This is a genomic window from Empedobacter sp. ULE_I140, assembly GCF_053482575.1.
This window is the reverse complement of sequence record NZ_JBQMTX010000001.1, coordinates 2,666,587-2,680,231: the sequence shown is the minus strand read 5'-3', so window position 1 is coordinate 2,680,231 and position 13,645 is coordinate 2,666,587. Positions and strand designations below refer to the sequence as shown.

Annotated in this window: 17 protein-coding genes; 8 read left to right on the top strand and 9 right to left on the bottom strand. The window is 32.1% G+C overall.

Translation table 11 applies throughout. From position 1 onward, the window contains the following. The first annotated feature begins 10 nt into the window (after window positions 1-10). The 3 genes from ACTS9J_RS12975 to ACTS9J_RS12965 are packed head-to-tail and all read left to right on the top strand — an operon-like array spanning window position 11 to window position 1,420. Window positions 11-325 carry a hypothetical protein gene (locus ACTS9J_RS12975; RefSeq protein WP_038332094.1) on the top strand — a complete coding sequence of 105 codons (315 nt, stop codon included), beginning with the start codon at window positions 11-13 and terminating at the stop codon, window positions 323-325. A 52-nt stretch (window positions 326-377) separates the two neighbouring features. Then, window positions 378-872 (top strand): hypothetical protein, encoded by a 495-nt coding sequence (locus ACTS9J_RS12970; protein ID WP_038332097.1) that lies wholly within the window; start codon window positions 378-380, stop codon window positions 870-872. 29 nt (window positions 873-901) lie between these two features. Beyond that, window positions 902-1,420, top strand: coding sequence for a hypothetical protein (locus ACTS9J_RS12965; RefSeq protein ID WP_052217554.1), 519 nt, complete (start codon window positions 902-904; stop codon window positions 1,418-1,420). A gap of 52 nt (window positions 1,421-1,472) precedes the next feature. Here the strand turns inward: ACTS9J_RS12965 and ACTS9J_RS12960 are convergent, their stop codons facing one another. Together ACTS9J_RS12960 and ACTS9J_RS12955 are read right to left on the bottom strand one after the other, a co-directional pair. Beyond that, complete coding sequence (locus ACTS9J_RS12960; RefSeq protein ID WP_416410656.1) at window positions 1,473-2,522, bottom strand: endonuclease; 1,050 nt, start codon at window positions 2,520-2,522, stop codon at window positions 1,473-1,475. A gap of 80 nt (window positions 2,523-2,602) precedes the next feature. Further along, window positions 2,603-3,481, bottom strand: coding sequence for a helix-turn-helix domain-containing protein (locus tag ACTS9J_RS12955; RefSeq protein ID WP_416410655.1), 879 nt, complete (start codon window positions 3,479-3,481; stop codon window positions 2,603-2,605). A 196-nt stretch (window positions 3,482-3,677) separates the two neighbouring features. On the opposite strand from ACTS9J_RS12955, the gene hemA reads away from it, so the two are divergent. Genes hemA through hemE form a run of 4 tightly spaced genes read left to right on the top strand, consistent with a single transcriptional unit; the run spans window position 3,678 to window position 7,551 of the window. Next, the gene (hemA, locus tag ACTS9J_RS12950; RefSeq protein ID WP_219033603.1) at window positions 3,678-4,925 is read left to right on the top strand and encodes a glutamyl-tRNA reductase; all 1,248 of its coding nucleotides are present in this window, start codon (window positions 3,678-3,680) and stop codon (window positions 4,923-4,925) included. Window positions 4,926-4,932: 7 nt separating this feature from the next. Next, a complete protein-coding gene (hemC, locus tag ACTS9J_RS12945; RefSeq protein ID WP_221854357.1) occupies window positions 4,933-5,859 on the top strand; it encodes a hydroxymethylbilane synthase in 927 nt (308 codons plus the stop codon). Beyond that, complete coding sequence (locus ACTS9J_RS12940; protein ID WP_181816324.1) at window positions 5,859-6,536, top strand: uroporphyrinogen-III synthase; 678 nt, start codon at window positions 5,859-5,861, stop codon at window positions 6,534-6,536. Before hemC ends, ACTS9J_RS12940 begins: the two co-directional genes overlap by 1 nt. After that, on the top strand, window positions 6,523-7,551 hold the full coding sequence (gene hemE, locus ACTS9J_RS12935) for a uroporphyrinogen decarboxylase (protein WP_219033601.1): 1,029 nt from the start codon (window positions 6,523-6,525) through the stop codon (window positions 7,549-7,551). The genes ACTS9J_RS12940 and hemE overlap by 14 nt, the downstream gene beginning before the upstream one ends. 43 nt (window positions 7,552-7,594) lie before the next feature. Here hemE and ACTS9J_RS12930 read toward each other — a convergent pair whose 3' ends face one another. Continuing rightward, on the bottom strand, window positions 7,595-8,221 hold the full coding sequence (locus ACTS9J_RS12930) for a hypothetical protein (protein WP_286494663.1): 627 nt from the start codon (window positions 8,219-8,221) through the stop codon (window positions 7,595-7,597). A gap of 151 nt (window positions 8,222-8,372) precedes the next feature. Here ACTS9J_RS12930 and ACTS9J_RS12925 point away from each other — a divergent pair, with 151 nt between their 5' ends. Then, a complete protein-coding gene (locus ACTS9J_RS12925) occupies window positions 8,373-9,152 on the top strand; it encodes a superoxide dismutase (RefSeq protein ID WP_286494662.1) in 780 nt (259 codons plus the stop codon). 69 nt (window positions 9,153-9,221) lie between these two features. On the opposite strand, the gene ACTS9J_RS12920 is transcribed toward ACTS9J_RS12925, so the two are convergent. The 6 genes from ACTS9J_RS12920 to ACTS9J_RS12895 all read right to left on the bottom strand — a co-directional run bounded on the left by ACTS9J_RS12920 (window position 9,222) and on the right by ACTS9J_RS12895 (window position 13,542). Then, window positions 9,222-9,545, bottom strand: a complete 324-nt coding sequence (locus tag ACTS9J_RS12920; RefSeq protein WP_115001418.1) for a T9SS type A sorting domain-containing protein — start codon at window positions 9,543-9,545, stop codon at window positions 9,222-9,224. 140 nt (window positions 9,546-9,685) lie between these two features. Next, window positions 9,686-10,510, bottom strand: coding sequence for a translation elongation factor Ts (tsf, locus tag ACTS9J_RS12915; RefSeq protein ID WP_219033598.1), 825 nt, complete (start codon window positions 10,508-10,510; stop codon window positions 9,686-9,688). A 114-nt stretch (window positions 10,511-10,624) separates the two neighbouring features. Continuing rightward, on the bottom strand, window positions 10,625-11,371 hold the full coding sequence (gene rpsB / locus ACTS9J_RS12910) for a 30S ribosomal protein S2 (protein ID WP_038334479.1): 747 nt from the start codon (window positions 11,369-11,371) through the stop codon (window positions 10,625-10,627). Window positions 11,372-11,495: 124 nt separating this feature from the next. Further along, on the bottom strand, window positions 11,496-11,882 hold the full coding sequence (gene rpsI, locus ACTS9J_RS12905; protein WP_038334481.1) for a 30S ribosomal protein S9: 387 nt from the start codon (window positions 11,880-11,882) through the stop codon (window positions 11,496-11,498). A gap of 9 nt (window positions 11,883-11,891) precedes the next feature. Continuing rightward, on the bottom strand, window positions 11,892-12,347 hold the full coding sequence (gene rplM / locus ACTS9J_RS12900; RefSeq protein ID WP_416410653.1) for a 50S ribosomal protein L13: 456 nt from the start codon (window positions 12,345-12,347) through the stop codon (window positions 11,892-11,894). Between the two features lie 334 nt (window positions 12,348-12,681). Further along, on the bottom strand, window positions 12,682-13,542 hold the full coding sequence (locus ACTS9J_RS12895; RefSeq protein WP_125348772.1) for a fumarylacetoacetate hydrolase family protein: 861 nt from the start codon (window positions 13,540-13,542) through the stop codon (window positions 12,682-12,684). Between the last annotated feature and the right edge of the window lie 103 nt (window positions 13,543-13,645).

Here is a 13,645-nt window from a genome sequence, read left to right as displayed (position 1 = left end):
CACTTCGATAATGTTTGCTCAAAAAGTAACGACTTCCAAATTTGGAGATATTTCGTACGAAATGAAGCAAAAACAAGTTGCAGCTTTAACACCAAATCAATTAGCTCTTTATGATGTAAATAATGCAGAAATGCCTGAACAGGACATTGAGTTGAATGGAATTAAATATCATATTTCGTACTATAAAAATTTGAAAACAAAACAATTCGAAGTATGTATGGTTTCGTCTGTCAGCTCTAAACTTTTGACTTTATCAGGAATAAAAGTTGGAAGTTCGTTGGACGATTTATGGAAAGCGTACAAAAAATATGATATTTCGGTGTAAGATATTTTTGAAGATGATGAGACAGAATCGGGATATTTAAACAATAAAATTTATGAGGATTAAAATAACTTTATTAGGATTTTTCTTGCTTTCGGTTGTTGGATTTGGTCAGATTTCTACAACACGAATGAATGAACTGAAAATTGGTATGCGTCCGTTCGAAGTGTTGAAATTGTTAGGTGAAGAAATTGCTGCAATTGTTGATGAAGGAGAAACGAATGTCACCCTAAAAGGGATTGATTATACAATCGAAATAAGAAGTGGTTATTTGAGTAAAACAGAAAATGACACCTATTTAAGTTCTATTTCTACAACAAGTAAAAATATCAAAACTTTGTCTGGAATTGGAATTGGTAGTACGTTGGAGGATTTGTGGAAAGCTTATTCGTCAAAATATAATGTGTTTTTGGATAAATCGAATAATAATAACAGAGAATTTAGAATTGATGATAGAGAAAATGGTGTTATATTGACTTTTTCTTTGAAAAATGAAATTGTAACAACAATAAGATTGAGTTCTTATAACCCAGAAGAATGTACACTTTAAAATAATGATTAAAACCTAAATACATAAAAATGAAAAAAATATTTTTTATAGCTGCTTTTGTAGCTGGAATAGCTTTGCAAGCGCAAGTTTCTACAACTCGTATTAATGACGTAAAACTTGGAATGAAATTGTCTGAATTAGAAAAATTAACTGGACAAAAATTCAAAATAAAATTGAATGAATATGGTTATCCTGATGGTGATGTAACAATTGTCTCTAAAGGAGTAACATATAAAGTTGGATTGACAACAAATGGTGAGGAGACAGCAGGTTCTTCTACTTTAACTGTATATAGTGTAAAGTCTTCGGATTCTAGTCTTAAAACATTATCTGGAATTAAAATTGGCTCATCTTTGGATGAGTTAATTAATAAATATAAAAATCTGAATATTTCTATTTTCGATGGTTATGATGATAAAACGGATAAAAGAACAAAAGCTTTTCGTTATTTTAATGTTGAAGATTATGATAATGGATCGATTCTACAATTTTATTTAGTGAATGATAAAGTAGTTTCTTTCGATGTAATGTATAATGAAGGTTGTTAAAATGAATAAACAAAAAATTCCAACTCTTAGAGTTGGAATTTTTTGTTTAAAATTATTTTTTAATCACTTTTTTTGTGACGATGTTTCCATCTTTTAGGTGAATAGATAAAATATACATTCCAGCTGGATAATTTTTCAAATTAACTTCCGAACCTAATTCAATTCCAAGTAAACGACCGTTAAAATCATATAAATTCACATAATCAAAATTCTTAGCATTAATCTTTACTTTGTCTGTTGTTGGATTAGGAAAAACTTCTACAAGCGTTTGTTGATAATTGTAATCGTTCGCAGATAATTCAGTCCAAGTATTTTCGGCTTTATCTCCTCCCCAAATCAACGTTGCTAAATACGGATTATCAATAAATGGATTTCGACTTCCTTGTGTTTCGGCAATAATTTCGTTTCGCACTTTCTCAAATTCAGATACTTTATCCTGCACATTCCATTTCAAGAACATATCAGGCATTCCATCAGTATTGGTTGTTGTCGTATTGTTGTACGCAACTAATTGCGGATCGGTTTGCAACCCATAATGTACATACATATACATAATAATTCGCGCCACATCTCCCGTCCATTCATCACCAGGATAAAAACCTCCATTGATTAATTTAGCTTGCCCTGTCACATCTTGTGCCCATTTTTCACGATAAGCATTGTTACTTCTAGTTGAATTTAATTGTCTATCAACTGCACGTAAATTGTGCGCATCAGTGCCTATACCAGGAATTTGCTCATTCATTTTTGGACTTGCCGATGATTTAGGAAAAACGTGTTCGCGTTCCCAAGTACCGGGAGCCGAAGAACCCGTATTTCTATTGTTGACATCGCATGTGCGCTGTTCAGCATAAATAGTAGAATTGTCAGTAAAACCATAAATCAATAAAACCCTGTCTTTAGAACCAATCTCTAAATCTGATTTCATTAAAATATTCCAAACACCAGGTGTATACTTCACTGCATGATGCGTAGCATTGATTAAATTCTGTAATTCTTCCTTTATCGTTTTTCCATTTTGTTTAAAATCAATCCCTTCATAATAGTCGGGTTGCTGCGCAAAAGCGGCAAAAGGAAATAAAAGAAGTAAAAATTTTTGCATAATTATTTATAAATATTTGACAAAAGTAAGTATTTATAAGTAGTTAAACCGGAATATTTAGATTAGAAATCGTTAAACTTTTACTGAAATTGTTTAATGTATTGTTTAGGCGTTAAGCCATATTTTTTCTTAAATGCTGAGATAAAATGAGATGGATTTTCGTAGCCAATTTCAAACGAAATATCCTTTACCATTTGTTGATTTTCTTCTAGTTTATGCAACGCATATTCCAGTTTTTTATCCAACAAATAACCATAAACAGTTGTTCCATAAAGTTCTTTGAAACCTTCTTTCAGATGATATTCTGAGATCGAAAATTTTTCGCAAAGTTGTTTGATTGTTGGCGGATTTTTAAAATCAGCTAATAAATAATCTTTGATTTCTTTGATTCGTTTTCCTTCATTTTCGTCATTCAAGAAAGGACAATGTTCAGTTTGACTTTCGATTTCAGAAAAATAAAGCGTGAACAATTCATACATTTTTCCAATCAAAAATAAATTTTGAAATTGTGGAGAAAGTTTCATTTGTTCAATTTGATTCAAAACTAATTTTATAGCTGGACCAATTTCGCGTTCAATATAAAATTTTTCTTGTGTCATGCTCGAAATCAAATTATTCTGAATTTGATATTCTGCAAACAATTGATGCAATTTCTGAATAGACAAAACCACAATATAAACCTTACTTTCTGCATTTATATTCAATGATAATGGAATGTCTAATGTCGGATAATAGAACAAAAAACTTTTTCCTTCGTTCAAATTGATTTTATAAATACCATTATTGAAATTAAATGTCAGCGAACCTTTTGTACAAAAATAGAATTGTATATAGCGCTTGTCAATCCCTTTCAGAATCGTGTCTGTATAAGCTGTAAAGTTGTCTATTTGAGCGATAAATACGTCTGTTGACAATTTATACTCGTTAATTTTACTTTTATGGGTATTTTTTAAATCCATTTCGAATGATGAGGTTTGTCATATAAAAAACGTGATAATTGTCAACTTCGCTCTTTATAATGGTTTACATACAAATATAAACCTTTAATTTATAATTATTCTAAAAAAGCAAACTTTAATTTTTAGCGTTATTTTTTCTTTTTAAAGTTATTTTTCGAAGAGTTTTGAAACTACTTTTGTATCAGTATTTGAAGAAATGGCAATTAGAGGTAATAAAACGGAAGAAAATTTTTACGTAATCGGAATCAGTTATGAAAAAGCTGACGCCATTACACGTGGTAAATTTACATTTTTCCCGGAACAAGTTGAAACGTTTACACAAGATTCTAAAACGAATGGTTTAGAAAACTTTTTTATTGTATCAACTTGTAATCGTACTGAATTTTATGGTTTTGCAGAAAACGAAGATCAAATCGTTGAGCAATATTGTAAATATACAGAAGGTAATGCAGATGAATTCCGTCAATTTATGATGGTAAAAGAAGGAGAAGAAGCGATTACACATTTATTCCGTGTTTCGTCGGGATTAGAAAGTCAGATTTTAGGTGATTTTGATATCATCGGACAAATCAAAATTTGGTTTTCTCGTTTCAAAAAACAAGGTGCATCAAATGCTTTTTTAGAGCGTTTGGTAAATACTGCGATCCAAATTAGTAAAAAAGTAAAGAACGAAACTTTTTTAAGCAATGGTTCAGCTTCGGTTGCATATTCTGCGGTTAATTTTATTCAAGCAACGCAAGGAAACTTAGTTGACAAAAATATTTTGTTGTACGGAATTGGTAAAATTGGTCGTAATACGTGTGCTAATTTGGTCAAACATTATCCAAATACAAACATTACGCTAATCAATCGTACAAAAGAAAAGGCAGAAATTCTTGGACTGAAATACGATATTACCGTAAAAGATCACAGCGAATTAAAAGAAGAATTACAAAAAACAGATATTCTAATTGTTGCAACGGGAGCAAGTAATTACACGATTACAGAAGAAATGATTCCGTTCGATAAGGAAATGACGATTATTGATATGTCAGTTCCAGAAAATGTAATTCATACATTGGCTGCTCGCGAATCTATTCAATTGGTAAATGTAGATGGATTATCTAAAATGGTAGACGATACAATTGCGCAACGTCGCAATGCAATTCCAGAAGCATTGGCAATTATAGAGGAGCATTCTACAGAGTTTTACGAATGGTTAGAAACCAGAGAATTGGTTCCAGCTATTCAATCTTTCAAAGATAGATTAGACTTTTTTCAGAGTTTTGCTTTAAATAACTTGAAAAAAGACAATGTAAATATCGACGAAAATGAAACGATTTTAACTGAAAAAGTAATTCAGAAAATTACAAATCAGTTTGCTTCTTATTTGATCGAAAATAAAGAAAACGCAGACGAAACAATTCAGTTAATCGAAAAAATGTTTCATTTAAAACAAGCTTAATACAATCATGAAAACAATAAAAATTGGTACACGTCAAAGTCCGTTAGCGCTTTGGCAAGCCAATAAAGTTGCTTCTATTCTTGAGGCAAAAGGTCATCCAACAGAAATCGTTCCGATTACTTCTGAAGGCGATGCAAATCTAAAACAACCCATTTATTCATTAGGTTTAACAGGTGTTTTTACGCGTTCATTGGACATTGCTTTGTTGAATGATCAAGTAGATATTGCGGTTCATTCGTTGAAAGATGTGCCAACTGTTTTACCAGAAAAATTAGAGTTGATTGCATATCCAGAACGCGCAAGTTCTGCGGATATTTTGGTGTACAAATCGGAAGATATTTTCGAGAAAAAACATCGTGTTATCGCTACTGGATCTTTGCGTCGTAAAGCATTTTGGAATCATAAATATCCAAATGATACGATTGTAGATTTACGTGGAAATGTGCAATTACGTCTGAAAAAGTTGCAAGATAATGCAGATTGGGACGGAGCTGTTTTTGCTTTTGCAGGTTTGGATCGTTCAGAAATTTTAGATGAATTGGCAGAAAAAGGTCTTCATTATAAAGTGATTGATTGGATGATTGCTGCACCATCACAAGGAATTTTAGGAATTGTAGCCAAAGAAGGTTTGGATTTGAGTGATATTAATAATCCTCAATGTGAACTTTTTGCAACGGTAGAACGTCAATTTTTGAATGTTTTAGAAGGTGGTTGTACAGCGCCAATTGGAGCATTAGTTGAGAAAATTGATGAAGAAAATTACTCCTTCAAAGGAGCAATTTTAACCATTGATGGACAAGAAATGATTTCAATCGAAAGACAATTCAAAGCAGATGAATATTTGACGAAAGGTCGCGAATTTGCTGAAGAATGTATTGCACAAGGTGCAGCAAAAATGATTGAACAAATAAAAAAAGAAATCGGAACGAAATAGTGCGAACGAAGGTTTTATTCACGAAGTTAATTTCTTCTGAATTGCTTGAAAAAGAATTTGGAACTGATGTTGAGGTGGTTTGTAAACCAACTTTACAAATCGATTTGACTTCGAAAAATGAAATTTATGCACAGATTGATGAATCCGTTCATCAGTTTATCGTGACGAGTCAAAATACTGTAAATGCCATTCAAGATTTGGAATTGAATGGTCATTTTTTTGTTGTTGGAAAAAAAACGGCAGAAAAACTAAAAGCGCAAAACAGAGATGTTGTGTTGGTTGAAGATTATGCAGAAGATTTAGCTTCGAAATTAATTTCAGGAAATTATTCTCCGAAATGGAATTTCTTATGTGGTTCTTCCCGTCGAGATTTGTTGGTGAATGAATTATCAAAAGCAAATCACGAAGTCAATCAAATTATAACATATCAATCAGGGCAAATTGTTTATCAATTAAATGAAACATTTGATGTGTATGCTTTTTTTAGTCCGTTGTCATTCAAAGCGTTTCATCAACAAAATGAAATTTCAGAAAGTTCGCGTATTTTTACAATCGGAAATACAACAACTTCTGCGATAGAAGAAGTTTATCCAAATCATGAAATTATAACTGCGCAAACACCATTGGTGGAAGTAGTTATTGAAAATATAAAAAAATACATCAATGATAAAAAATGATTTGCTTTTAAAAGCATTGAGAGGTGAGGAGGTAGAGCGTCCGCCAGTGTGGATGATGCGTCAAGCAGGACGTTATTTACCAGAGTTTATCGAATTGAGAGATAAATATGATTTCTTTACACGTTGTCAAACGCCAGAGTTAGCGGCTGAAATTACAGTTCAACCAATTCGTCGTTTTCCGTTAGATGCAGCAATTATCTTTTCAGATATTTTGGTTGTGCCACAAGCAATGGGAATGAATTTCGAGATGAAACCTGGTGTTGGTCCTTGGTTAGAGAATCCTATTCGTACAGCTCAAGATGTAGAAAAAGTTTATATTCCTGATGTTGAAGAAGAGTTAGGATACGTTTATGCAGCGATGGATATTACAAAGAAAGAGTTGGACAATAAAATTCCGTTGATTGGTTTTGCAGGTTCGCCTTGGACATTGTTGTGTTATGCAGTGGAAGGTCGTGGTTCTAAATCTTTTGATCAAGCGAAAGGTTTTTGTTTCCAAAATCCAGTTGCAGCACACCAATTATTAGAAAAAATTACACAAACAACGATTCAATATTTGTTGAAAAAAGTGGAACATGGTGCAAATGTGATTCAGATTTTTGATTCTTGGGGTGGAATGTTATCGCCAAAAGATTATGATGAATTTTCTTGGAAATACATCGAGCAAATTGTAAACGAAGTTTCTAAAGTAGTTCCTGTAACTGTTTTTGCAAAAGGTTGTTGGTTTGCTTTAGAGAAAATGGCAGATTCTAAAGCATCTGCTTTGGGTGTTGATTGGACGATTACGCCACAATTAGCGCGTGAGTTTACAGGTTTCAAAAAGACGTTACAAGGTAACTTTGATCCTTCTCGTTTGTTATCGCCACCAGAAACTATTCAGCAAATGGTAAAAGAAATGATTGACGATTTTGGTCCGTATAAATATATTGCCAATTTAGGTCACGGAATTTTACCAAATATTCCAGTTGAAAATGCACAAGCTTTTATAGAAGCTGTTGTAGATTATAAAAGAGATTAAGAAACTCTATATAACAAGAAAACCTTCCGAATGGAAGGTTTTTTTATTTTATGGTCTTTTTTGCTTCGGTCCAATAATTGATTTGATTAAAAATAAATAATGAAATAGTAATCATATCAGATACAATTTCTACTTTTTCTTGATGTGAATAATTTTCGAAATTACCTATCTCTACACGAAATTTTACATTTTCAATATTAGGAAAGGTTTTTATTCTTTCTAAATGTTCGTTACTAAAATGAATAAAGCCACAGTATTTTTTGTATAAAATTTTTATTTCTGGAAATTTTTTTGAAATTTGTTCAACTAAATAAGCATCATTGAAATTCTTTTTTAAAATGCTATCGCGGAATTTTCTGATTTCTTTTCCGTCTAATATATAATCAATATAACTATCGTCTTTAGCAACTAGGATAGAATTATATCTAATTAGATTATCCATTTGTATTCTAATTAGATGAGTTGCAGAGTAAAAATTATTTTCTTGAAATAATAATCTAAAACCTTCATTAATTGACATAGCTCTATTTAAAATACTAAGAGCAATAAAATCAACTTTCATAGCTTTATATTTAAAAATTTCTTTAGCCAAATTTTTATAATCTTCAGTTAATAAATATAATTTATCAACTAGATCATTTAATTCTTCTTTATTAATTTCAATATCCATGAATCAAATATACAAACAAATTACCTTTATTGATTTAGATGATAATCTCCATTTTAACAGAAAATTAAAAGAAATCAATTTTATATTCGATAGTTTTAGTATATTTTAGTAGAAATATTAATATCATAAGTAAACTACATAAAAGAATAAGATGAAAAAGGGTATATTTTTGATGTCAGTTTTGGGTGTTCTTTTCTTTGTTCAGTCATGCGAAACGAAGAAAGAAAATGCTGACTCAACAACTAAAGAAGTTGTAAAACAAGATACAGTGCAAGCTGTTGCAGAGCCTGTTGGAAATCCTACAGATGTTAAAGCTGACCCAGGAACTTTCCAAATTAAACCTTTGAAATATGGTTACGATGAATTGAACGAATACATTGATGCAAAAACAATGGAAGTTCATTTCTCTAAACATTATTTAGGATACATCAACAAATTGAATACAGCGCTAAAAGAAGCAAATATCAAATCGAATGATATTGTAGATATTTTGAAAAAAATGGATATGAATAATGCTGCTTTACGCAACAATGCTGGTGGATATTACAATCACATGCTATATTTTGATATTATGTCTCCAACGCCACAGAAAGCCCCTACAGGAGATCTTAAAGCGAAGATTGAAGCAACATTTGGTTCTACAGAAGAATTAATCAAACAATTGGACGAAGCGGGTTCTAAACGTTTTGGTTCTGGTTGGGCTTGGTTGGTTGTGAAAGCGGACGGAAGTTTGGCGGTTACAAGTACAGCAAATCAAGATAATCCATTGATGCCAGGAGCAGAGATCGCAGGAACGCCAATTTTAGGAATTGATGTTTGGGAACATGCTTACTATTTAAAATACCAAAACAAACGCGATGATTATTTGAAAGCGTTTAACAATGTTTTGGATTGGAAACAAGTTGAAGAAAATTATAAGAAAGCAAAATAGTCTTTCTAATTACAAACAAAAAAGCTTCTCAAATTTTGAGAAGCTTTTTTGTTTTATATATGAATAATCTTAATTCTTAATCAAGGATTGTGTTTCTGTTGTTCCATCTTCATTAAAAACGCGAACAATGTATTTTCCTTTTTTCAAACTTTGTACGTTAAAGTTTGCTTTTTGGCTTCCGTCTAATTTTTTATTCATCACTTCATTTCCAATAATCGAATATATCGACACCGAACTTGCCTTTGATGGATTGTCAAATTTTATTGTAAATGTAGAACTCGCAGGATTTGGATAAATACTAACAGAGCCTTTATCCTGATCAAATCTCGACTGAGCTGAAGCAGATGTTATGGTGAATAAAAATATAGTTATAAATAGTATAAAGTGTTTCATATGCTTGTAATCCTAACAAATATAAAAGTAAATAATTATAAAACAAACATTTCAAAATATATACCAAACAAAAAAGTGATGCTAAAATTTAGCATCACTTTAAGATATATAATAAAAATTATAAACTTATTATAAGCTTATTATAAGCTGTAACGGATAAATCCAGTTACTTTCAAGTCAGCGTTAACAGCTTTAACGATATCTTGAACAGAAGTTTTTCCGTCTTTGATTGACGCTTGGTGAACTAATGTATTCTCTTTGAAGAATTTTTGTAATTTACCTTGAGCGATGTTTTCAATCATGTTTTCTGGTTTACCTTCTGCAACTAAAGTTTCTCTAGCGATAGATAATTCAGTGTCAATTACAGATTGAGCAACAGAAGTTTCATCTAATGCTACTGGGTTCATAGCAGCAACTTGCATAGCAACGTCACGAGCTACTTCAGAAGCACCTTCTACGTTAGCAGATAAAGAAACTACAGCACCAATTTTGTTACCAGCGTGGATGTAAGAATTAACGATAGCACCTTCGATAGCTTGGAAAGTACCAATTTCGATTTTTTCTCCAATAACACCTGTTTGCTCAGTTAATTTTTCACCAACTGTAATTCCTGCGAATGGTAAAGCTAATAATTCTTCTTTAGAGTTAACTGTCAAAGCTAAATCAGCGATTTCGTTAGCCATAGCAACGAAAGCTTCATTTTTAGCAACGAAGTCAGTCTCACAGTTCAAAGCGATAACGATACCTTTAGTTTGGTCAGCGTTAACTTTAGCGATAACTGCACCTTCTGTAGAATCACGGTCAGCTCTTTTAGCAGCTACTTTTTGTCCTTGTTTACGTAAAACTTCTACAGCTTTATCGAAATCTCCACCAGCTTCTTCTAAAGCTTTTTTAGAATCCATCATTCCCGCACCAGTTGCGTTTCTTAATTTACTTACCTCAGCGGCTGTTGCTTTGTAGCTCATAGTAATATTTTTATTTTGTTTCTTAATATTTTAAATAAAAGTAGCTCGTACACCACAAAGTGGTGTAGGAGCTACAAGGTATATTATATCGATGAATTGATCATCAAGTTAATGTTAAGCTTCTTTTGTTTCAGCTCCTTCTTCTTTACCTTCTTTTGCTTTTTCTTTTTCTGCTTTACGTGTAGATAAACCAGCTTTGATAGAATCAGCTACTGTAGATAAGATGATATCGATAGATTTAGAAGCATCATCATTTGCAGGGATTGGGAAATCTACTTGACGAGGGTCAGTATTTGTATCAACCATTGCAAAGATTGGAATACCCAATTTTTGAGCTTCTGCTACAGCTATGTGCTCACGTACGATATCTACAATAAATACTGCAGATGGTAAACGTGTCATATCAGCGATAGAACCTAAGTTTTTCTCTAAAGATGCTCTTTGACGATCAACTTGTAATCTTTCTTTTTTAGATAGTGTTTCAAACGTACCGTCTTTTTTCATACGATCGATTGAATTCATTTTTTTAACTGCTTTACGGATAGTAACAAAGTTAGTTAACATCCCACCAGGCCAACGTTCTGTAATATAAGGCATGTTGATTTCTTCAGCATGCTTAGCTACAACATCTTTTGCTTGTTTTTTAGTTGCAACAAAAAGAACTTTACGTCCAGATGCAGCAATTTTTCCTAAAGCTTCAGATGCTTCATCTAATTTCACTGCAGTTTTGTGAAGATCGATGATGTGGATTCCGTTTTTCTCCATAAAAATATAAGGAGCCATAGCCGGATTCCATTTTCTTGTTAAGTGACCAAAGTGCACACCAGCACCTAATAAGTCCTTTACATTTACTTTTGCCATTTTCTTTTTTTTAGTTTACGTTCCGTTATCTCAACAAGCAACAAACAAGTGGTCGAAGAATTCTAGCCTTATTTGTTTAGATGCTAAACCAACGGAAAATGGATTTTTTAATGAATTGAATAAATTAACGTTTAGAGAATTGGAATTTCTTACGCGCTTTCTTTTGACCGAATTTTTTACGTTCAACCATACGTGGGTCACGTGTTAATAACCCTTCTGGTTTTAATTGTAAACGAAAATCTGCGTCAACTTCACATAAAGCTCTAGAAATAGCTAAACGAATTGCTTCAGCTTGACCAGTGATTCCACCACCAAATACTTTGATATCTACATTGTATTTCTCTTTTGTACCAGTGATTAAAAATGGTTGTTCTACTTTGTATTGTAATACTGCTGTAGGGAAGTAGATTGCTAACTCGCGCCCGTTAATGAAGATTTCTCCATTACCTTCTTGTAAGTATACACGAGCAACAGATGTTTTTCTACGTCCGATTTTATGAACTATTGCCATGGAATTAGATTATAAATATTCGTTAATATCGATTTGTTTTGGTTGTTGAGCTTCGTGATTGTGCTCAGTACCAACAAATACATGTAAATTAGTTAATAATTTGCTACCTAATTTGTTTTTTGGTAACATCCCTTTAACTGACTTTTCAATTAAACGAGCTGGATCCTTAGCAAAAACTTCTTTCGCAGTTAATGATCTTTGTCCACCTGGGTAACCTGTGTGACGGATGTATAATTTGTCATCCCATTTGTTACCTGTTAATTGAATTTTGTCAGCGTTTAAAACAATTACATAATCTCCACAATCTGCATGAGGAGTGAAGTTTGTTTTGTGCTTACCTCTGATAAGCTTCGCAACACCTGACGCTAAACGACCTAATGATAAGTCAGAAGCGTCCACAACTACCCATTCTTTCTGAGCAGTTTCTTTGTTGGCTGATGAAGTTTTGTAACTTAACGTGTCCACTATCTTGATTTTTAATATTTTATAAATTACCGACAATCCGATCGGGGTGCAAATGTACAAAATGATTCTGTTTTCCCAAAAGATTTTAGGAATTATTCGTCATTTTGATGGATTTGTACCATTTAGATGGTTGTCAAAACGTTTGCAAAATTACGTTAATTAATTGAATATCCAATATTTTTTTCGAATTAGACGTTCTATTTAATCGATTGATTGTATGAAAAAGAATTCGTTTTATTGTTTAATCAATTAAGTATGACGCTAAACAAAATTTAAAAACCGTGCAATTCAAAATTTAAATTGCACGGTTTTTTTTATTGTAAGATATCTTATTTTAACCTCTTGAGAAAGGTAAAATAGTTTGAGTTGTAGAACCTAAACCTTCAATTCCATATTCGATAACATCTCCTGGTTTTAGCCAAACTTGAGGTGTTTTTCCCATTCCTGATCCTGCAGGTGAACCTGTAGAAATAATATCTCCAGGTAAGAAAGACATAAATTGAGATAGGTAAGAAATTAATTTAGGAATACGGTAAATAAAATCACTTGTATTACCATCTTGCATTAATTCTCCGTTTAATTTTAACCAAACACGTAAATTATTTACATCCTCGATTTCGTCTTTTGTTGCAATAAAAGGTCCAACAGGTGCAAATGTATCACATCCTTTTCCTTTGTCCCAAGTTCCTCCACGTTCTGTTTGGAAAGCACGCTCAGAAATATCATTAATTAAGGCATAACCATATACGTGATTCATTGCCTCTTCTTCCGTTACATTATTTGCTTTTTCACCAATAATAATACAAAGTTCTGTTTCCCAGTCCATTTTTGTAGAACCATTTGGTTGCATAATTCCGTCTTCTGGTCCGTTAAACGATTGATTCGCTTTGATAAACATAATCGGTTCTGCTTGTTGTTGTAAACCTGTTTCTTTTACGTGATCATCAAAGTTAAGACCTACACAAACAATTTTTCCTGGGCGAGTTAAAGGTGTACCAATACGTACATCATCTTCAACTAATGGCAAGCTGTTAATGTTAAGCTCGATATATTTTTGTAAAGTTTCTTGTTTTTCTGTATTTCCAAAAAAATCATCATCATAAATAATTCCTGATGCTGAAACATCGAATTTTTTCTCATCGATGATTACACCTGATTTCTCCTGACCTTTTGGTCCGAATCTAAAAATTTTCATCTTCTTTATATTTTTTCCGCCACAAATATACGACGTATTGTTTTTTGATTAAATAAATAAAAAAAGACATCTGTCATTAACAGATGTCTTATAAAGATAAAAA